Source organism: Qipengyuania mesophila, from assembly GCF_019711655.1.
GTDB classification, from domain to species: Bacteria; Pseudomonadota; Alphaproteobacteria; order Sphingomonadales; family Sphingomonadaceae; genus Qipengyuania; species Qipengyuania mesophila.
The window spans coordinates 169936-189226 of the sequence record NZ_JAIGNU010000001.1; the positions used below are offsets into that span (position 1 = coordinate 169936).

At 65.9% G+C, this 19291-nt stretch carries 18 protein-coding genes; 11 read left to right on the forward strand and 7 right to left on the reverse strand.

Annotation, left to right across the window (positions count from 1 at the left end; translation table 11 throughout):
• Positions 1-45: 45 nt before the first annotated feature.
• The 4 genes from K3181_RS00845 to K3181_RS00860 form a co-directional block, all read right to left on the reverse strand.
• Positions 46-366, reverse strand: a complete 321-nt coding sequence (locus K3181_RS00845) for an AtpZ/AtpI family protein (protein ID WP_221599923.1) — start codon at positions 364-366, stop codon at positions 46-48.
• A gap of 189 nt (positions 367-555) precedes the next feature.
• Positions 556-948: a YdbL family probable chaperone protein gene (locus K3181_RS00850; RefSeq protein WP_221602775.1), complete on the reverse strand. Its 393-nt coding sequence runs from the start codon at positions 946-948 to the stop codon at positions 556-558.
• Between the two features lie 8 nt (positions 949-956).
• Positions 957-1124 carry a YnbE family lipoprotein gene (locus tag K3181_RS00855; RefSeq protein WP_247714817.1) on the reverse strand — a complete coding sequence of 56 codons (168 nt, stop codon included), beginning with the start codon at positions 1122-1124 and terminating at the stop codon, positions 957-959.
• A 32-nt stretch (positions 1125-1156) separates the two neighbouring features.
• A complete protein-coding gene (locus K3181_RS00860; RefSeq protein WP_221599925.1) occupies positions 1157-4384 on the reverse strand; it encodes an intermembrane phospholipid transport protein YdbH family protein in 3228 nt (1075 codons plus the stop codon).
• 60 nt (positions 4385-4444) lie between these two features.
• Here K3181_RS00860 and radC point away from each other — a divergent pair, with 60 nt between their 5' ends.
• Positions 4445-5155: a RadC family protein gene (gene radC, locus K3181_RS00865; protein ID WP_221602776.1), complete on the forward strand. Its 711-nt coding sequence runs from the start codon at positions 4445-4447 to the stop codon at positions 5153-5155.
• 9 nt (positions 5156-5164) lie between these two features.
• Here radC and K3181_RS00870 read toward each other — a convergent pair whose 3' ends face one another.
• Positions 5165-7948 carry a DUF3857 domain-containing protein gene (locus K3181_RS00870; RefSeq protein WP_221599927.1) on the reverse strand — a complete coding sequence of 928 codons (2784 nt, stop codon included), beginning with the start codon at positions 7946-7948 and terminating at the stop codon, positions 5165-5167.
• A gap of 209 nt (positions 7949-8157) precedes the next feature.
• Between K3181_RS00870 and purB the strand changes: the two genes are divergently transcribed.
• The 5 genes from purB (at position 8158) to K3181_RS00895 (ending at position 11705) form a co-directional block, all read left to right on the forward strand.
• Complete coding sequence (gene purB / locus K3181_RS00875; protein ID WP_221599929.1) at positions 8158-9468, forward strand: adenylosuccinate lyase; 1311 nt, start codon at positions 8158-8160, stop codon at positions 9466-9468.
• 61 nt (positions 9469-9529) lie between these two features.
• Positions 9530-9877, forward strand: a complete 348-nt coding sequence (locus K3181_RS00880) for a DUF1049 domain-containing protein (RefSeq protein ID WP_221599931.1) — start codon at positions 9530-9532, stop codon at positions 9875-9877.
• Positions 9874-10548, forward strand: coding sequence for an orotidine-5'-phosphate decarboxylase (gene pyrF, locus K3181_RS00885; protein ID WP_221599934.1), 675 nt, complete (start codon positions 9874-9876; stop codon positions 10546-10548). The genes K3181_RS00880 and pyrF overlap by 4 nt, the downstream gene beginning before the upstream one ends.
• A complete protein-coding gene (locus K3181_RS00890) occupies positions 10545-11054 on the forward strand; it encodes a GNAT family N-acetyltransferase (protein WP_247714818.1) in 510 nt (169 codons plus the stop codon). The genes pyrF and K3181_RS00890 overlap by 4 nt, the downstream gene beginning before the upstream one ends.
• Before the next feature lie 9 nt (positions 11055-11063).
• Positions 11064-11705 (forward strand): phosphoribosylanthranilate isomerase, encoded by a 642-nt coding sequence (locus K3181_RS00895; protein WP_221599936.1) that lies wholly within the window; start codon positions 11064-11066, stop codon positions 11703-11705.
• Between the two features lie 60 nt (positions 11706-11765).
• Here K3181_RS00895 and K3181_RS00900 read toward each other — a convergent pair whose 3' ends face one another.
• The gene (locus K3181_RS00900; protein WP_221599938.1) at positions 11766-12212 is read right to left on the reverse strand and encodes an outer membrane protein; all 447 of its coding nucleotides are present in this window, start codon (positions 12210-12212) and stop codon (positions 11766-11768) included.
• A gap of 273 nt (positions 12213-12485) precedes the next feature.
• Between K3181_RS00900 and trpB the strand changes: the two genes are divergently transcribed.
• The 5 genes from trpB to K3181_RS00925 all read left to right on the forward strand — a co-directional run bounded on the left by trpB (position 12486) and on the right by K3181_RS00925 (position 17513).
• The gene (gene trpB / locus K3181_RS00905; RefSeq protein ID WP_221599940.1) at positions 12486-13703 is read left to right on the forward strand and encodes a tryptophan synthase subunit beta; all 1218 of its coding nucleotides are present in this window, start codon (positions 12486-12488) and stop codon (positions 13701-13703) included.
• 341 nt (positions 13704-14044) lie between these two features.
• Positions 14045-14323, forward strand: a complete 279-nt coding sequence (locus K3181_RS00910; protein ID WP_221599942.1) for a hypothetical protein — start codon at positions 14045-14047, stop codon at positions 14321-14323.
• Between the two features lie 190 nt (positions 14324-14513).
• Positions 14514-15302: a tryptophan synthase subunit alpha gene (gene trpA, locus K3181_RS00915; protein ID WP_221599944.1), complete on the forward strand. Its 789-nt coding sequence runs from the start codon at positions 14514-14516 to the stop codon at positions 15300-15302.
• A 64-nt stretch (positions 15303-15366) separates the two neighbouring features.
• Positions 15367-16215, forward strand: coding sequence for an acetyl-CoA carboxylase, carboxyltransferase subunit beta (gene accD, locus K3181_RS00920; protein WP_221599946.1), 849 nt, complete (start codon positions 15367-15369; stop codon positions 16213-16215).
• A gap of 8 nt (positions 16216-16223) precedes the next feature.
• Positions 16224-17513: a bifunctional folylpolyglutamate synthase/dihydrofolate synthase gene (locus tag K3181_RS00925; protein ID WP_221599948.1), complete on the forward strand. Its 1290-nt coding sequence runs from the start codon at positions 16224-16226 to the stop codon at positions 17511-17513.
• Here K3181_RS00925 and K3181_RS00930 read toward each other — a convergent pair whose 3' ends face one another.
• On the reverse strand, positions 17514-19241 hold the full coding sequence (locus K3181_RS00930) for an AmpG family muropeptide MFS transporter (RefSeq protein ID WP_221599950.1): 1728 nt from the start codon (positions 19239-19241) through the stop codon (positions 17514-17516). It lies immediately after the preceding gene.
• Between the last annotated feature and the right edge of the window lie 50 nt (positions 19242-19291).

The following is a 19291-nucleotide window of genomic DNA, read 5'->3' on the forward strand; positions in this document are numbered from 1 at the left end:
GTCCCTAGATCCTGTAACTAACGCCCCGGAAGCCCCTCGACGGGATCACTCTTCGGGGCGCTGGTTTGCCGCACGGATAATGTTCCTGAAGGCGACCACGGTTCCGAGGAACAGGCCGACCAACAGACCCCAGGGATTGGTCCCGGTAAAATAGCCGATGGCATAACCGATGACCGCACCGCCGAGAATCCCGCCAAGAAGGTCCGCCAGCACACGGTTGCCGCTGCGATAATTCGCATCGGCCCCCGAAGCCTTGGGACGGTTACGCTGCTCTTCGCGCTGCTGGGCGGCTGCCAGCCGCTTTTCCAGCGCGTTGATCCGCGCATCCTCCTCGAAAGGTTCCCGTGCGGGTTCGTCGTCGCTCATGCCTTGCTCCTTTTCAGGGGGTTGCGCGGCACGGGCACGGACTTGCCCGCCGAGGGCGCCGCCCCCTTAGAAGGGGGGTGGTGGCGAGTCAACACGGAGCACCGCACCAGCGCGAGGTCGGATACAAAAAAGCCCCCTCCCCCGTGCTCGAGGGAGGGGGCCGATCCCAATCGGGTTTCCGAAGCTGCGTTACGGGCAGCGCGGATCGCGCAGCGGCGGCGCGGCGGTGCGGGTCTGCCAGCTGCCGTCGGGCGCCTGGTACTTCTCGCCCGGCGTCGTCGCGAGAATCGCCTGGCAACCCGCGGTGAGAGCGTATTCCTCGATCGTCGCATTGGTCGCCTTGGCGCGTTCCGAATAGACCGCCCGGCGCTTGATGTTGATGTCGTTGACGATGCCCCGCAACGCGGGAGTCGCGGCGCCGACGATGCCGAGATAGCCGTCCATCTTCTCGCCCACCTGGCCGGCGGCGCGGGCGGCGGCATAGGCCGGGTCGCGCTGGGCGAAGGCCGGCGCGGCGAATCCGCCGAGCGCGGTGGCCATCGCAGCGGCGGCGAGAACCGATTTGGTCATCTTGGTCATCATGTCACCCATCAGAAAATATCCGCATTGTCCTCGATCGTATTGCCCGCGTCTTCCGCGAGCCGGTAGATCACTTCCTGGCGGATGTTGACGTTCAGCTCGATCACGATCGGCTCTTCGGGCGCATTTACCGTAATGCATCCGCCGAGCGCGACTGTGGCGAGCATGACGGCAGCCATCCTCCCGGTCAATTTAGAGGTATTCATAGCCCTCACTCGCTTTCCTGCTCCTGAATGGTGGATTCATCCGGAATGATGTCTTCCGGATCGATATCGGGCTCGGCCTCCTCGCCCGTGATGGATCGGCGCAGCAGCCGCTTCCCGTCGTCGCTCAAGAGGCCCAGCTCGCGCGGATCGCGCACGGCAGCCGGATCGTAGAGCGATTTCATGCTGGTCAGCAACTGGTAGAACTGCGCCTTGATGTTGATGCGGAACTGCAGCGGCAGCGCGGCGAGCTGCCTGGTGATGAAGTTAGACTTCGCGCCGTCGCCCTGGCTGACCCCGTCGAAGCGCACGCGGGTGACGATCTCACCCGTCAGCGGCCCCTCCATGATCACGCGCATCTGCGTGTAGTCGAGGCTCTTCAGCGCATCGAAGGCGAAATTGGCGATCGGTGAGAGGTCTTCGTAGGTCAGTTCGCCGACGTAGGAGATATTCCCCCCCGGGGGACGCGAGATCAGCACGCCCTCGTCGATCTTGCCGTTGCCGTTGACGTCGAAGACGATCGGCACGGTCCCGTCGAAGATGCCGGTGGCGGTGATGTTCTTGAGGTCCATCGTCGCGAGGAACACGGCGGCGTCGAGCCCGACGATTTCGAAGGTGTAGCGCCGCGCCTCGCTGATGCCGAGATTGAGATCGACATCGCGCAGGATCAGGCGCCCGCCCATGAACGGCCAGCTACCACCCGAGACGGCCAGCAATTCGCCGTTACGCAGTTCGAACTCGACCTCGCCATCGAGCACCTCGACACCCGGGTTGACCGCAGCGACGCGGATTTTCTGCCCCGGCGCAGTCGTCAGATTGAGCAGGTCGGTGAATTCGATCGTCCCGCTGGCCCCCTTCACCGGTCCGAACGCCGCTGCGAAATCGAGGTCGTCGCTGGAGAAGGCTCCGGTGCTGGTGACCGTCCCATCGGCTGCCCAGTTGATCCGCCCCTTGCCGGTCACGATGCCATCGGCATTGGCAATGACGCCCAAGGCCAATCGCGAAAGTTGGTCGGGCTGCAGACTGCGGTCGAATTGCAGGCCCGGTACGGCGAGGTCAGCGTACCCCGCGCCGCTCGCCAGGTCATGGCGAATGTCGACATTGGTGACGAGCCGGTCGCTTCCCGGATGGCGCAGTTCGGCATGGGCGTCGATCCGGTTGTCGACCAGCGTCAACTCGGCCCCGCGCGCGACCAACGGCTCGAACCGCGGAGGCTTCTGGCGATCGACCAGGGTGAAGTCGGCGCCATCGAGCACCAGCCGGCCGTCGGCGTAGCGCCACTGGCCATTGGCCTCGGTCACATCGAGCGGAACCGCCGCCAGCGCCACGTCCGCGCCGCTGAAGGTCCCGGCGATATCACTGCCCAGCCGCGCGTCGAGGCCGGTAATGCGGAAGTGGCTCGCAGTGGCGGCAGGACCCAGCGCGACTTCGACGGACCGCGCGGTCATGACGCCGGGATATGCGAACCCGACCGGGCCCGTCGCAAGCCGGATGGGAGTCTCGCCGAGATGGCCTTCGAGATCGAGGGCGGAGGTGCCGGCGGCGATGCGCAGCGAATCGGGACCACTGGTGAGGATCGGGCGCCCGCGCGGCGGGCAAAGCGTCAGCCCGCGCCGTTCGAAGGCGAGACTGGCGAGTTCGAGGCGATCGAAACCGATATCGATACAATTTCGCCAGAGGGCGAGTTTCCCATCGGCGTAGCGCCCTTCGAGCGGAACCCGCAGATTGGTCGCCGAACCGCCCGGCAAGGGACCGCTCGCAAGCATTCGGCCGGAAAAGCCGACTGCACCGCCGGCTCCCTGCGCGATCACGATATTGGGCACGGCGAGCGCACTGTCGCCCGCCGCATAGCGCTCCATCGCCAGGCGAAAGACCGATCCGCCCGATTCGCTGCGCTCCATCCGCCCGGTGATCCGCGGCATGCCGGCCCCGCCGGTGGCGATATTCCCTGAAATGCGCGGCATCTGGTCGCCCAGCGCGCCGATCTCGACGCGTGAAAGCGACACCAGCCGGGCGCCGCTCCCTCCCCTGAGTTCAGCGCGGGGAGCCAGCAACGAGTATCCGGCCGGATCGCTCCGCCAACGAATGTCCGCTTCGAGCGAACTGCCCCGCGCTTCGGCCTGCAATGCGGCGGCCAGCTTGCGCGTGAGCGGTGCTAGCAGCGTCCCCTCGCCGCTGCTGGCCAGCGATTCGACAGCCGCGACGGTCGATTGCCCGAGACGCAGGCCGTTGCCTTCCAGATTGCCATCGAGCTGGAAGCGTTCGAAGCCGTCGCTCGTCCGCAACTGGCCTTCCGCAGTCAGCACCGCCGCAAGGGCCTGCGGCGTGCGCACGCCGCGCGCGGCCAGCGTGAAGCGGGCAGTGGCAAGGCGATCGCGCAGCTGCGCGCGAACCGTGCCGAGCAACGCCGCAGCGGAATTATCTCCAAAGCGGCTCTCGCCGCCCTCGAGCCGCGCGTCGATCGAGGGATTGGCAAGATGCGTATCCGCACCGAGTTTCAGGTCGATCGCATAATCGGACAGGGCCAGCTTCTGCTCCTGACAAGCAAGCGCGGCCAGCCGCAGCGGTCCCGAAAACTGCGGTTCGCCCGACACCGTCGTGACTTCACCATAGGCGGTGGTCCGGCCCGCCGTGCATCCCGGCAGCGCGAGCTGCGGCGCGACCGCCGCGAGAGTGCCTTTCCAGCCGTGGCTGACCAATCCGGATCCAACGAACTTCAGCCCGACAGGGCCGTAATCGGTTTCGATCAGCCCGCGTCCATCGCGTATCGCCAGGTTGAGGTTGGGCAGCGCGGCGGGTTCCTCGCTTGGACCGAAAACGAGCGGATCGAGGCTCCCGAGACTGAGTTTGCCGTCCCGGAAGCTGCCGTAGAGCCGCGGTTCGACCAGCGTCACGCCGCCGATTTCGGGAATGCCGAGCCGATGGCGCAGGGTCACAATGACGCGCTGGGCGGTGAAATCGGGCGCCTCGGGATCGCCGATGACGACATCGGACAAGATTTGCGTCCGCGCCCCGACGCGTTCGATCTTGTAGATGGCAGGGACACCGCTGGCCTCGAGCTGTCGCTGGATAATGTCGTCGACGATCCGCTCGCGCGAGAGCCACGCCACCAGGGCAGCAATGCCGAGCGCGCCGATTAGTGCCAGAACAACCAGCCACCGTTTGCGGCGCAGCCCTGATGGCGCTCCGGGATCGCCCTCGACCACTAAGTCCTCGTCGTTCGCGACCGGTTCCATCGATCCCACACTTGCGCCTTATGCCCTCCAAAGGCAATGCAAGTGGCTGAAACGCCGTGCATGGGGGATTGGTTGCCGAGGGATGCAAATAAATCGGCAGGCGGGTCGCATGCCGGCCACCGCGAGCGTCTGCGGCAGCGCCTGCTGACAGGCGGTGCGGAGGCGCTGGCCGATTACGAGCTGCTCGAATTCCTGCTCTTCGCGGCAATCCGGCAGGGCGACACCAAGCCGCTGGCCAAGGCGCTGATCGCCCGCTTCGGATCGTTCTCCGCCGTGCTCGCGGCCGATCCGCAGGCGCTACGCCAGGTCAAGGGCATGGGCGAGGCGAGCGCGGCCGCGCTCCACGCCTGCAGCCTCGCGGCGCGGCGAATGGCGCGCGGTGCGGTGCAAGACCGGCCGGTGCTGGGGAGCTGGCAGGCGCTGCTCGATTATCTCGCGATCGACATGGCGCATCTTGCTCACGAGCGCGTGCGCGTGCTCTATCTCAACGCGCAGAACCGCCTGATCCTCGACCACCTGCTCGGCGAAGGGTCGATCGACGAGGCAGCGATCCATCCGCGCGAGGTCATTCGCAAGGCCTTCGACGTCGGGGCCACCGCCCTCATCCTGGTGCACAACCACCCGAGCGGTAATCCCGAACCTAGCCGCGCCGACATCGCAATCACCACCCGCATCGCCGAAGCCGGCCGGCTGCTGGGGGTGACCGTCCACGATCATGTGATCATCGGTCGCGAGGGCCATGTCTCGCTGCGAGCCAAAGGACTGATCTGAGCGCCGGTATCAGCGCGCCGGACTGATCCCGTAGCGTTCGTAACGGGCCGCGATATCGGGCGCCAGGCGCAGCGCCTCGAGGATATCGGTCCGGCCCTCGCTTTCACCCCGACCCAGCCGGATGATGCCGCGCAGATAGCGGCTGGCTGCCTGCGCAGGCTCTTTCTTCAGCGCGGCATCGAGATCCGCCAGCGCTTCCTCCTCGCGTCCGAGCCGATGGAACACCAGCGCCCGACTGTCGAGCGCAGCCGCGCTGTAGCTGGCGGCCTTGACCGCGCGATCACACAGCTCTGCGCCATCATCGAGATGGTAGTTCCAGGTCCCCACGAACCAGCACTGCGAATTGAGCAGGGCATCGTCGCCCGGGCGCTCGGACAGCGCCTCGGCGAGCATGGCCCAGCCCTCGTCGCTGCGATCGGTGGTTCCGGCGATCTCGGCGAAGATTTGCGCCACGGTCGAACGGTCTTCACCACTCACGTCTATCGAGTCGAGCAGTTCCAGCCCCTCTTCCGCCCGGCCGTCGAGCGCCAGCGCGTGGGCATAGGCAGTGGCGTCGGAAAGGTCTCCGGTAAGTTCGAAAGCCGTGCGCGTGGCCGCGACCGCATCGTCGAACCGACCCATACGGGTCAGGATATCGGCGCGACCGGTATAGGCTGCTGCCGAGCCTTCTAGTGCGATCGCCTTGTCTATATCGACGAGCGCTCCCGGATAGTCGCGACCCAGCGTCTTGAGCGCGCTGCGCAGCATGAGGAAATTGCCTTCGTCCGGCCACAGATCGACCAGATTGTTCGCCGGCGCGATCAAGCCCTTCACGCGCTGGGCGACTTCCTTGTCCGAAAGTTCCCACACGCGGCGCGGCGCGGAGATGCGAATTTCGGGGTCGGCGCTGTTCATGGCGCGCATCGCCGCCTTGGTGGCGGGGATGTCGGCCGCTGCAATCTCGCCAGGAATGTAGCTGGCCGAATCGGTCACGCGGACCACGCCGTCGTCGAAGGTCAGCGAGCGCTCGAAGCGCGTTCCCGCGACCATCCGCTCGGCGAGATCACCCGATCCGCTGATCGTCGCGCCCTTCCCGTCATCGGGCAGGCGATAGGTCGCCTCCTCGACCGAGGTCATCGGTCCTGTGACACGGTAGGGAATGTCGCGCCAGGCGGCACGTGCGCGGTCGGGATCGAAACTCCAGTTGGTCGTTGCGGTGTAGATCTTGTGGGTCGCGATATCGCGGTCGAGGGCGAAGGCCTCGCTCAGCACACCCTTCGCGCGCAAATGCCCGATCCCCGATTCCGGATCGTAGCTGTAGGAGGCTTCGTAGACGAAACCGTCGAACAGGTCGTCGGTGAACTTTTGCGCATGACCCAGCACTTCCTTGGGATCGGTCGCACTGGCCTGGGCTTCCATGCGTGCTGCCAGAACCCCGCGCGTCTCGACATCGAGATCGTAGACCGCCGGCAAGTCGACACCGCGGGAAAGGTCATAGGTTACCCGCATCGTGCGATCGGCATAGCCCGGCCAGCGCTGCTCGAGCTTGACCAGATCCGCCCCGCTGGCGCGGAGCGGCAGGGCGTAGCCGAAATTGGGCACTTCGCGGATCGTCGCGAGGCGCGACCCCGCCGAGGTCCCGTCGAGCCAGTACTCGGTCCCGTCGATCGTCGCGCGAACCACGACATGGTCGAAGGCCCCGGGCAGCGGCTTCCATTGCTGGACCGCGTCGCCGTTCTTCGAATTGACCAGCATGGCCTCGGCCTCGATGTCGAGCTTGTGCAGTATGGCCAGCAGCAGCACCGACTTGGCCTTGCAATCGCCATAGCCAAGCGCCCAGGTCTCCATCGGCGACTGGGGCAGGTAATTGCCCCCGTCCATGCCGTTGAGCAGATAGTTGATCTCGTCCTGCACCGTCCGCAGCGCCAGCGCCGCACGCTCGAGCGGGTCGGGGGTGGCGGCGCGAATGCGGTCGACCTCCTTTGCCAGCGTGCTGCCGGGCTCGATCGTGTTCTCGACGGCGTAATGCGGCGCCATGACCGCCGCGACATCGCCCCAGGTGGCGAAGCTCCCGGCCATCAGCGCCGGCGGCACCTTGAAACGCGCGGGCGCATCCTCGGGCATCTCCTCGAGCTTTTCGATCGGCAGGATCAGCTCGACCGTACGATAGCCCTTGGCATCGCTCACGCTCGGTTCGGGGGCCTGGCCCAGCATGGCGTAGGAAACGCCCGAATCCTGAGGCCACGACATGCGCAACCGACCATATCCCAGCCGCGTGGGCTTGGGGGTGAGCCCTTCGGTCGCCTGCATCGCGCCGGCGAGCGCCTGGTCGCGATTGGTCGTGGTGCTGGAGAAGCGCAGGATGTCTCCGACCTTGAGTCCGGGAATCTTGAACAGTGCGGTCAGCGCGCCGTTGACCGTGCGCCGTTCCAGTTCGGTCTCGCGCCGGATGACCTCATGGCCGATCCCGTCGGCGAGGAGATCGATGACCTTCCCGTCACGCACGATCTCGATCCGGTGGACCGCAAGATCGCCCTTGTCGGGCAGCCAGCCGAACTGGAGCGTTCCCAGCTGGGAGAGGATTTCCGAATTGCGCACGGCGTAGGCGATATCGGTGAACCGACGAACGACCCCGTCTTCGAGCCTCAACTGCCGGTCGAACAGCACGATTTCCTCGTCTTCTTCCACCGCGGCGTCGAAATCGGCCGGCACGACCCATTCGGGCGCATCTGCGAAAACCACGGCGTCGCCCGCCCATGCCGGCGCAGCGAGAATGGCGAGCGGTGCGACCGCGCCAAGATAAACGGCTCTCAAAACTAAATCCCCCAAGTGAAATCGGATGCAGAGAGTAATTGGGAAGTGCGTCAACGCAAACAGAATATCGCTATTCGTGAACAGTTCGTCGCAGCCGGGGCATTTCCGCCACCCTCGCTTCGCCACCCTCGGGGGGTTGCGGTTTGCCCTTCCCCCGCCTAGCGGCAGCGCCACGTTCCCGCTGCAATCGAACCGGAGTCTCGCCCGCCATGGTCCCCCGCTACGCCCGTCCCGAAATGACCGCCCTGTGGGAGCCCGAGGCCAAGTACCGCATCTGGTTCGAGATCGAGGCGCATGCGACCGAGAAGCTCGGCGAACTGGGCGTGGTGCCGGAGAGCGCGGCCAAGGCGCTGTGGGACTGGTGGGCGACCGACCCCAAGATCGACGTCGAGGCGATCGACGCGATCGAGGCGGTGACCAAGCACGACGTCATCGCCTTCCTCACCTGGGTCGCCGAAAACGTTGGCGACCAGGCGCGCTTCATGCATCAGGGCATGACCTCCAGCGACGTGCTCGATACCACGCTGGCGGTGCAGCTCGCTCGCTCGGCCGATATCCTGCTCGCCGATCTCGATGCGCTGCTGGCGGCGATCAGGCGGCGCGCGGAAGAACACAAGTTCACGCCCACAATCGGCCGCAGCCACGGCATCCACGCCGAGCCGGTGACCTTCGGCCTCAAGCTCGCGCAGGCCTATGCAGAATTCGATCGCTGCAAGACGCGACTGGTCGCCGCGCGCGCAGAAATCGCCACCTGCGCCATTTCGGGCGCGGTCGGAACCTTCGCCAATATCGACCCGCGGGTCGAGGAACATGTCGCCGAGAAGCTCGGCCTGTCGGTCGAGCCGGTCTCGACGCAGGTCATCCCGCGCGATCGCCACGCGATGTTCTTCTCCACGCTGGCGGTCATTGCCGGTTCTATCGAGCGGCTCGCGGTGGAGGTCCGCCACCTTCAGCGCACCGAGGTGCTCGAGGCGGAGGAATACTTCTCGCCGGGCCAGAAGGGGTCGAGCGCGATGCCGCACAAGCGCAATCCGATCCTGACCGAGAACCTGACCGGCCAGGCGCGCATGATCCGCGCCTATGCCCTGCCCGCGCTCGAAAACGTGGCGCTGTGGCACGAACGCGACATTTCGCACTCCTCTGTAGAGCGCTTCATCGGGCCCGATGCCTGCATTACACTCGATTTTGCCCTCGCGCGGCTGACCGGCGTGGTCGACAAGCTGCTTGTCTATCCCGAGCGGATGCAGGCCAACATGGACCGCATGGGCGGGCTGATCCATTCGCAGCGCGTGCTGCTGGCGCTGACGCAGGCCGGGGTGAGCCGCGAGGACGCCTATCGCCTGGTCCAGCGCAATGCGATGAAGGTGTGGGAATCGGACGGAAGGCTGATGCTGCTCGACCTGCTCAAGCAGGACGAGGAAGTCACCGCGGCGTTGTCGGTCGAACAGCTCGAGGAGAAATTCGACCTCGAGTATCACTTCAAGCACGTCGACACGATCTTCGCGCGGGTCTTCGGCTAGACGCGCGCCACGCGGCGGCCTAGCATTGCGTCATAGGATACAAAAAGAGGGGGTAGCCTTCATGCAGATCGTGCGCACCATCGTCTGGGTCCTGCTGCTGTTTTCGCTGCTCGCCTTCAGTTTCTTCAACTGGAAGCCGGTCGAAGTGCAGATATGGTCGAACCTCGTGCTCGAAACCAAGCTGCCGGCGCTGGTGATCGTCTCCTTCCTGCTCGGGCTGGTGCCGATGTGGCTGATCCACCGCACCAGCAAGTGGCGCGCCACGCGCCGGATCAACGCGTTGGAGACCGCCACCACGCGACTCGCCACGCCACCGCCCGCACCCGCGCCCGCCGAGCCGGAGTCAGCCACGGAAACCCCTCCCGAGCCGGACAATCCGGTCGCAACCGAGCCTTCGCAACCCGCATGACCAATCCGATCTATCTCGCCCTCGACGTCCCTCACCTGCGCGACGGGCTCGACCTTGCGAAAAAGGTCAAGGGCCATGTCGGCGGGATCAAGCTGGGGCTCGAGTTCTTTTGCGCGCACGGCGCGCACGGGGTCCATATGATCGGCCAGCTGGGCCTGCCGATCTTCCTCGACCTCAAGCTCTACGACATTCCCAACACGGTCGCCGGCGCGATGCAGGCGATCCACGTGCTCGAACCGAGCATCGTCACGGTCCATGCCAGCGGCGGGCGCGCCATGCTCGAGGATGCCAAGGCGGCGGCGGGCGAGAACACCCGCGTCGTCGGCGTCACCATGCTCACCAGCATGGATGATCGCGATCTCCAGCGCACCGGAATCGAAGGCAGAGCGCACGATCACGTGATGCGGCTTGCCGAGCTTTCGCGCGAGGCGGGGCTCGACGGCATCGTCTGCTCGGGCCAGGAGGTGAAGGCGGTGCACGACCAGTGGAAGGACGGGTTCTTCGTCGTTCCCGGCCTGCGCCCAGCCGGCAGCGCTGCAGGCGACCAGAAGCGCGTAGTCACCCCGCGCCAGGCGCGCGACGATGGCGCCAGCGTGCTCGTGATCGGCCGCCCGATCAGCCGCGCCGAGGATCCCGCCAAGGCCGCGCGCCAGATCGAGGCGACGCTTTGACGCAAATCGAGGCGGCGAAACCCGCCGACGCCGAACCCCTCAAGCTGCTGGTGGAGCGCGCCTATCGCGGCGACAGCGCGCGGCAGGGCTGGAATCACGAAGCCGACATCCTCGACGACGAGCGCATCTCGCTCGCTGAAATCGAGACGATGCTCGCCGATCCGGCGGTCAGCCTGCTCGTCGCGCGGGGCGACGACGGCAGACTGACGGGCTGCGTCGCGGTTACGCGGAAGGACGACACGCTCGGCTATCTCGGCACCTTCTGTGTCGATCCGCAGCGTCAGTCGGCAGGCCTTGGACGGACACTCCTCGATGCGGCTGAAAATGATGCGCGCTCGTCGGGCCTCGCCGCGATGGAGATGACGGTCATCACCCAGCGCGAGGTGCTGATCGCCTGGTACGAGCGGCGCGGCTATCGCAGGACCGGCGAGACGCGCCCCTTCCCCGTGCTGCGCGACCCGCCGCTCCGCTTCGTGGTGCTGGAAAAGCCGCTGACCGGGGCCTAGGACGCGCCCATGGCCAATGCCCGGATCAAGATCTGCGGGATTTCGACCCCCGACACGCTCGACGCGGTGCTCGCGGCGCGGGCCGAGTATGTCGGCTTCAACTTCTTCCCGCCCAGCCCGCGCCATGTCGACATGGCCGCGGCAGCGGCGCTCGCTGCTCGGGCGGGATCGACGATCGGCAAGGTTGGCGTCTTCGTCGATCCCGACGACAGTCTGCTGCGGGAGGCCGTCGCAGCCGGCCGGCTCGATGCGATCCAGCTCCATGGCGAGGAAGCGCCCGAACGCTGCGCTGCGCTGCGTTCGCGCTTCGGCCTGCCGGTGTGGAAGGTGATCCCGGTCAGCAATGCCGCCGACGTCGCGCGCGCCGACGCCTATCGCGCGGCCGCCGACCTCATCCTGTTCGATGCCAAGACGCCGAAGGATGCAACGCTGCCCGGCGGCCTGGGCCTGCGATTCGACTGGTCGCTGCTGGCAGGCCTGCGCATGGCACTGCCTTGGGGCCTCGCCGGAGGGCTCTCAGCCGCCAATGTGCGCGATGCGATCGAAGCCACGGGCGCACCGCTGGTCGATACGTCGAGCGGTGTCGAAAGCGCGCCGGGCATCAAGGATTCGGACAAGATCGCCGGGTTCTGCGCCGCGGTCCGCGCATAGAAGGCGCAAAAAAGAGGCGGCCCCGCAGGACCGCCCCCGAATTTGCCGTAGCGCCTTCGCTTAGAAGGTCAGGCCGAAGCCGATCGCCGCGGTGTTCACATCGACGATCTCGTCGAAGAAGTGGCGGTATTCGACCTTCACATAGGTCGAGTCGCCCAGCTTGTGCTGGTAGCCTGCACCGGCATGGAACGCGTCGCCATCATTGAAGCTGTAGCCGGCGGTCGCATAGAGCTTGCCCGCGTCGCCGATCTTGGCACCCGCACGAGCGGTCACGCCGAACACGACGTCCGCACCATCGGCAAGGATCTTGTCGGCCGAAGCTTCGACCCCGGCAAATGCACCGGTCCCGAGATCGAAATCATAACCGGTGGCGACGCCAGCGACGGCTTCTTCGACACCATTCGCCCAGGCAATGCCGCCGCGGGCTTCGACGCGGGCCTCGTTGGCCGATGCGGGAACGGCAGCGGCAACGGCTGCAACTGCACCAAGCAGAGCAATCTTACGCATTCTTGTCTTCCTTTGAAATCGAGGCCGCACATGCGCGGCCTCTGACGCATATATTGGAAGCGGTAGACAACAATTTCAATATGCGCATTTGCGACTGATGCGTTGCATCAACATATTGTTACTGAAAGATCACACATACTTTCATGAACATTAACGGTTGATGCGCCCGCTGCTTTGCTCGAATAATCATCGGAAAGCTGGTGAGATGCTTTTTGCGGCCTGTCAGCAGAGCTTTCTGGACAACGCCCCGGCACGGTGCGAAGCGCGGCGCTCATGACCCAAGACGCCCCAAACTCCTTCCGCAACCAGCCCGACGAGCGCGGCCATTTCGGCGATTACGGCGGTCGCTATGTCGCCGAGACGCTGATGCCGCTCGTTCTCGATCTCGAGCGCGAATACCGCAAGGCGCAGGCCGATCCCGAATTCCAGCGCCAGTTCGACGATCTGCTCGAACATTACGTCGGCCGCCCCAGCCCGCTCTATTTCGCCGAGCGGCTGACCGAGGCGCTCGGCGGGGCGCAGGTGTGGTTCAAGCGCGACGAGCTCAATCACACCGGCGCGCACAAGATCAACAATTGCATCGGGCAAATCCTGCTCGCCATGCGCATGGGCAAGACGCGCATCATTGCCGAGACCGGCGCCGGCCAGCACGGCGTCGCCACCGCCACCGTCTGCGCGCGCTTCGGCCTGCCCTGCGTCATCTACATGGGCGCGACCGACGTCGCGCGGCAGCAGCCCAATGTGTTCCGCATGAAGCTGCTCGGCGCCGAGGTGGTCCCCGTCACCAGCGGCGCGGCAACGCTCAAGGACGCGATGAACGAGGGGCTGCGCGACTGGGTCGCGAATGTCCACGACACCTTCTACATCATCGGCACCGCGGCGGGCCCGCATCCCTACCCGGAGCTCGTCCGCGACTTCCAGAGCGTGATCGGCAAGGAAGCGCGCCAGCAGATGCAGGACCGCATCGGTCGCCTCCCCGACCTGCTGGTCGCGGCCATCGGCGGCGGATCGAACGCGCTCGGCCTGTTCCACCCCTTCCTCGACGATCCCGACGTGAAGATGCTCGGCGTCGAGGCGGCGGGCTACGGCCTCGATGGCGACCAGCACGCCGCCTCGCTGCTCGGCGGCTTCCCCGGCGTGCTCCACGGCAACAAGACCTATCTTCTGCAGGACGAGGACGGCCAGATCACCGAGGGCCACTCGATCAGCGCCGGGCTCGACTACCCCGGCATCGGCCCCGAACATGCCTGGCTCAAGGACATGGAACGCGTCGAATACACCGCGGTCACCGACGACGAGGCGCTCGAGGCGTTCCAGCTGCTTTGCCGCACCGAAGGCATTATCCCCGCGCTCGAACCCAGCCACGCCATCGCGGCCGTGGCCAAGCGCGCGAAGGAAATGCCCAAGGACAGCGTGATCCTCGCCAACCTTTGCGGACGCGGCGACAAGGACATCTTCACCGTGGCTGAGAAGCTTGGGGTGGAGATGTGAGATTGCTTGGACACATCTTTGCAGCAGCAGTTGCTGTCTGTCTCGTCATAGCCATTTGGGCATGGGCTTTCACTAATCGAGCCGACGCAGAGTTCATCCGAAACACCGCTATCCTTATCTCGCTCCTCTTCGGACTTGCGCTTGGCGTTGTCGAAAATTGGGAACGCAAGCGTCGTGCGTGATCGCCTGGCCAGCGCCTTTGCCAAGCCCCACCCCACCACCATCGTCACCCCGGACTTGATCCGGGGTGGTGCTTCTTTCCGCGCAACGCTCAAAGCAGCCCGACCCCGGCTCGGGGGCCGGGGTGACGATGATTTGATGGAAAAACTGAGAGTGGTGCTTTGAGCCACCGCCGCAAACGGCCAGGTAAGCGTAAACAGGCTAACAAGTCGAAGGGTCGAACAAAGACCGTGCGGATTTGGGGACGTGAGGTTCCGTTTCGACCCAAGATTGGCTTGTTCTGGCTTGTGATTGGTTTTCCGCTGTTCTTCGGCTTTCGGATCCTTGGCCAATCCGCTTCAGGCGATATGGAAAATATGAACCGCTACTTTTGGTGGGCGGTAGCTATGACGGTAATCTTCGCTTTGATAGGCATGTTCACGAAAGTGCTAGATGACTGACCACTTCAATAAGCGCCTGTCCTACACGGTCGTGTCCGTGCCAAGACTCTTGCATGAACCGTCGCCCTTCTTCCTGCCTCCGGACCGAAAGCAGCCCACTTGCACCCCCTCAGCTTTTTTGCCCTTGGACAGTGTAACACCCGGTCCATGTCTCAGACTTCTGCCGAGTTAGATGAACGAACCTGACCTCATGAACACCCCGAATCGCCTCTCCGCAGCCTTCGCCAAACCCCACCCCGCGCTCGTGTGCTTCCTCACCGCGGGCGACGGCGATACCGCGGCCAATCTCGACGCGCTGGTCGAAGGCGGCGCGGACGTGATCGAGCTGGGCATGCCCTTTACCGATCCGATGGCCGATGGCCCCGCGATCCAGAAGGCCAATATCCGCTCGCTCGGCGCGGGCACGACCACGGCCGATGTCCTGAGCATCGCGACCGGCTTCCGCCAGCGCCACCCCGAGGTTCCGCTGGTGCTGATGGGCTATGCCAATCCGATGGTCCGGCGCGGGCCCGAATGGTTCGCCTCGGCCGCGAAGGACGCGGGCGTTGACGGCGTCATCTGCGTCGACATTCCGCCCGAGGAGGACGATGCGCTCGGCCCGGCCTTGCGCGATGCCGAGATCGCCCCGATCCGCCTCGCCACGCCCACCACCGACGACAAGCGCCTGCCCGCCGTGATCGAAGGCAGCCAGGGCTTTCTCTATTACGTCGCGGTCGCGGGCATCACCGGCATGCAGCAGGCGGCGATCGAATCGATCGAGGCCAATGTCACCCGGATCAAGGCCGCGACCGACATTCCCGTCGCGGTCGGCTTCGGCGTGCGTACGCCCGAGCAGGCGGGAGAGATCGCGCGCGTGGCGGATGGCGTGGTCGTGGGCTCGGCGCTGGTCGAGCTCGTGGCACAGCATGGGGCGGATGCCCCGGCGAAGCTCCGCGAGCTGACCTCGGCCCTGTCGCAGGCCGTTCACGCCGCCCGCTAATTCCCCCCATCCCGCAGGCGGGAGGGGGCTGTCATCGCCTGAAATTGGGACTATAGGCCGCCGCATGAACTGGTTCACCCGCGTCCGCAATTCGATCACCTCGCTGTCCAAGCGCAGCACCGACAAGGATCTGTGGGTCAAGTGCCCCAGCTGCCAGCAGATGGTTTTCGCGCAGGAATACGAGGAGAACTCCTTCGTCTGCCCGCGCTGCGGCCACCACGGCCGCATCGGTGCCGACGAGCGCCTGCGCCAGCTGCTCGACGAAGGCTACGAGGTCCTCCCCATCCCCGATGTGAAGGAAGACCCGCTGAAGTTCCGCGACACCGCGAAATACACCGATCGCCTGAAGAAGGCGCGCGCCAAGAGCCCGCACAAGGATGCTTTCCTCGTCGGTTCGGGCGCGATCGAGGGCAAGCCCGCGGTCGTCGGCGTGCAGGATTTCGGCTTCATGGGCGGATCGATGGGCATGGCGGTGGGCACCGCCTTCTGCCAGGGCGCCGAGCGCGCGCTGACGCGGCACTGCCCCTATATCGTCGTCACCGCCGCGGGCGGTGCGCGCATGCAGGAAGGCATCCTCAGCCTGATGCAGATGCCCAAGGCGACCGTCATGACGCGCCGCCTGAAGGAGGCCAAGCTGCCCTATATCGTCGTGCTGACCGACCCGACCACGGGCGGCGTAACCGCGAGCTACGCCATGCTCGGCGACGTGCACATCGCCGAACCCGGCGCGCTCATCGGCTTCGCCGGCCAGCGCGTGATCCAGGACACGATCCGCGAACAGCTGCCCGACGGATTCCAACGCGCCGAGTACCTCCACAAGCACGGCATGGTCGACATGGTCGTCCACCGGCACGACCTGAAGGACACGCTGGCGACGCTGCTCGACTATCTGGCGCCCGCCAAGGCGGCCTGAGGCCCAGGATGCGGGACTTCGCCCGGTCCGACAGTCCCGCGGTGCAGGAACAACTCGACCGGCTCGGGCGCCTCTCGGTACCCGACGGCAGGCTCGGGCTCGATACGATCCGCGCGCTGCTCGAACGGCTGGGCAATCCGCATCACCGGCTGCCGCCCGTTTTCCATGTCGCCGGGACCAACGGCAAGGGATCGACCTGCGCCTTCCTCCACGCGATGCTCGAGGCGCACGGGTACAAGGTCCATGTCACCACCAGCCCGCATCTGGTCCGCTACAACGAGCGCATCCGCGTCGCCGGCAAGCTGATCGAGGACGAACGCCTTGCCGAATTGCTCGCGCAGGTGCTCGATGCGGGCGAGGACCTCAATCCGAGCTTCTTCGAAGTCACCATCGCCGCAGCCTTCACCGAATTCGCCCGCGTCCCGGCCGACGCCTGCGTGGTCGAGGTCGGCCTCGGCGGACGGTTCGACGCCACCAATGTGATCGAGAAGCCCGCCGCCTGCGGGATCGCCGCGCTCGGCATCGACCACGAGCGCTTCCTGCTTGCGCCCGAGGCCGGCACACCCGAGAAGCCGCTGGCCCGGATCGCATTCGAGAAGGCCGGGATTGCCAAGTCGGGACGGCCGCTGGTGACGCTGCATTACTCGGAGGAGGCGGCCGAGGAGATCGAGAGGATCGCGAGCGACTGCGGGGCCATACTCGCGATGCGCGGCAGGGACTGGACCTCGGATTCGCTCGGCAATATCCTCCATTACTCCGACCCGAGCGGTGAAGTGCACCTTCCCGTGCCTTCGCTGGTCGGTGCGCACCAAGCGGAAAACGCCGCCCTGGCCGTGGCCATGCTGCGCCACCAGAGCCTGGTGCGCATCTCGGAGGAAGCCATCGTGACCGGGCTGCGCACCGCGCACTGGCCCGCCCGCCTGCAGCGCCTGCACGCGGGGCCGCTCACCGAGGAGCACGAGGTCTGGCTCGACGGCGGGCACAATCCCAGCGCCGGCGACGCGCTGGCGCAGCATTTCGAGGGCCAGCGGCTGCACCTCGTCATCGGCATGCTCAAGGGCAAGGATCCGGCGTCGATCATCCGCCCGCTCAAGGCGAACCTCGCCAGCGTGACCGCGGTGCCCGTTCCCAATCACGACTATCACCCGCCCGAGGCCTTCGGCCGGGGAACGCAGACCGCCGCTTCGGTGCCCGAGGCGCTCGCCACGATACCGGTGGGGCGCGTCCCGGTGCTGGTCGCAGGCTCGCTCTATCTCGCGGGCGAGGTGCTGCGCCTCAACGGCGAATTCCCCGACTGACTATTCCGCCGGAGCCACTTCTCCGGCCTCGGGCGCGAGAATGCCGGCGGCGGCCTTGCCCCGGCGTTCGCGATACCACTCGAGGCATACCAGCACCGATGCGGCGAGGCCGATCCAGGTGGTGAGGATGAAAACGTCATAGAAACCCTGCTTCTCGATCATCTCCCCCAGCGCGCCGCGCCCGAGCGTGCCGACGAGCAGCGTCAGCGAGGAGAGCAGCGCATATTGGACCGCGCTGAACTGCTTCGACACGATCGACGATAGCCAGGCAACATAGGCCGCCCCGGCGATCCCGATGGCGAGGTTCTCGAAGCCGATGGTGATGGTCAGCCTGGCGAGATCGGCATCGCCGATGCCGGGCACCTGCTCGATGAGGTAGGTGAAGCCCACGGCGTCGCTGAAGGCCTGCATGTTCGCCCCGCCCAGCGCCATGTCGGCGTAGAGCAAATTGGTCAGCGCGGCGAGAATGCCGCCGATCAGCAGCGTCGCCATGCGGCCGAGCACGGTGAGCATGAAGCCACCCAGCGCGAGCCCTGCGATGATCGCGCCGACGCCGAAGAACTTCGAGGCGAAGGCCACGTCGTCATTGGTGTACTGCAGCTCGCCGAGGTAGAACGGGTAGGCGAAGGTGCCCCAGATCGCATCGCAGATGCGATAGGTCAGCACGACAGCGAGGATCAGCACCAGCGACCAGCCCATCCGGCCGACGAATTCGACCAGCGGCAGCACCAGAGCGCGATAGAGATGGTCGAGCGCGTAGGCGCCGCCGGTGGCTTGCGGCGCGTCTTCGGCGAGCAGGTGCCTGCCCTGCTTCTTCTGCCCCGCCAGCCAGCCCGCGATCAGTGCGGGCAGGATGATCGTCGCGACAATGATCCACGGCCCCCAGGTCAGCGTGAAATCGGTCGGGTTGGGCCGGTCCTCGGGCGCATTGGTCAGCGACAGGATCATGAAGGTCAGCACGGCGCCGATCGCCACCGCCCACAGCAGGCCGACAGCGGCGAGCGCGCGGTTGCGGATCGCGGGCGCCAGTTCGCCCGCGCGGCGCAGTGCGCGGACCTGCTCATCGCCCTCGCTCGCCTCGGCGCTGCCCGTCGCATTGGGCGCCCACAGCCCGACCGCGCCGACTGCGAGCAGGATTCCACCCATCATCATGTAGGTTTCGGGCCAGCCGATGCGCGCGGCGATGATCAGGCCAAGCGCGCCGCCGACGAGCGAAGAGAGACGGTAGCCCATCTGGTAGACGGTCGAGAGGATGTCGATCGTCGCCCGCTCGTCGGCCACGTCGATGCGCCAGGCGTTGATCGCGATGTCCTGCGTCGCGCTGGCGAAAGCGCCGATCCCGGCGAGCAGCGAGAACATCCCCAACTGGCTCCTGGGTTCGAGCAGGCTCATGGTGACGAGGATCGCGCCGAGCAGGAGCTGCATCGGGACGATCCACTGCTTGCGCTTGCCGAGCTTGCGCAGGAGCGGCAGGTCGACCTTGTCGATCAGTGGCGACCACAGGAACTGAAAGGCATAGGCGAGGCCGATGAGCGAGAAGATACCCATCGTTTCGAGATCGACTTCAGCCTCGGTCAACCAGGCGAACAGCGTGCCGAGAAACAGCGCGAAAGGCAGCCCGCTGGCGAAGCCGAACAGCAGCATGAATCCGGTCTTGCGATTGCCCAGTGCCATGCCGAGCGCGCGCCAGGCTGAAATCTTTCGTGTCTCTTCCGCGACCTCGGCCATGCCCTAGCGTCCTTCCGTTTGCGCCATTTTTTTGCGACACTAGCGACGAG

Bases quoted from the DNA above. Each gene is read 5' to 3' on its own strand.
- K3181_RS00845 (WP_221599923.1), bottom strand. From the start codon at position 366: ATGAGCGACGACGAACCCGCACGGGAACCTTTCGAGGAGGATGCGCGG.
- K3181_RS00850 (WP_221602775.1), bottom strand. From the start codon at position 948: ATGATGACCAAGATGACCAAATCGGTTCTCGCCGCCGCTGCGATGGCC.
- K3181_RS00855 (WP_247714817.1), bottom strand. From the start codon at position 1,124: ATGGCTGCCGTCATGCTCGCCACAGTCGCGCTCGGCGGATGCATTACG.
- K3181_RS00860 (WP_221599925.1), bottom strand. From the start codon at position 4,384: ATGGAACCGGTCGCGAACGACGAGGACTTAGTGGTCGAGGGCGATCCC.
- radC (WP_221602776.1), top strand. From the start codon at position 4,445: ATGGGGGATTGGTTGCCGAGGGATGCAAATAAATCGGCAGGCGGGTCG.
- purB (WP_221599929.1), top strand. From the start codon at position 8,158: ATGGTCCCCCGCTACGCCCGTCCCGAAATGACCGCCCTGTGGGAGCCC.
- K3181_RS00880 (WP_221599931.1), top strand. From the start codon at position 9,530: ATGCAGATCGTGCGCACCATCGTCTGGGTCCTGCTGCTGTTTTCGCTG.
- pyrF (WP_221599934.1), top strand. From the start codon at position 9,874: ATGACCAATCCGATCTATCTCGCCCTCGACGTCCCTCACCTGCGCGAC.
- K3181_RS00895 (WP_221599936.1), top strand. From the start codon at position 11,064: ATGGCCAATGCCCGGATCAAGATCTGCGGGATTTCGACCCCCGACACG.
- K3181_RS00900 (WP_221599938.1), bottom strand. From the start codon at position 12,212: ATGCGTAAGATTGCTCTGCTTGGTGCAGTTGCAGCCGTTGCCGCTGCC.
- trpB (WP_221599940.1), top strand. From the start codon at position 12,486: ATGACCCAAGACGCCCCAAACTCCTTCCGCAACCAGCCCGACGAGCGC.
- trpA (WP_221599944.1), top strand. From the start codon at position 14,514: ATGAACACCCCGAATCGCCTCTCCGCAGCCTTCGCCAAACCCCACCCC.
- accD (WP_221599946.1), top strand. From the start codon at position 15,367: ATGAACTGGTTCACCCGCGTCCGCAATTCGATCACCTCGCTGTCCAAG.
- K3181_RS00925 (WP_221599948.1), top strand. From the start codon at position 16,224: ATGCGGGACTTCGCCCGGTCCGACAGTCCCGCGGTGCAGGAACAACTC.
- K3181_RS00930 (WP_221599950.1), bottom strand. From the start codon at position 19,241: ATGGCCGAGGTCGCGGAAGAGACACGAAAGATTTCAGCCTGGCGCGCG.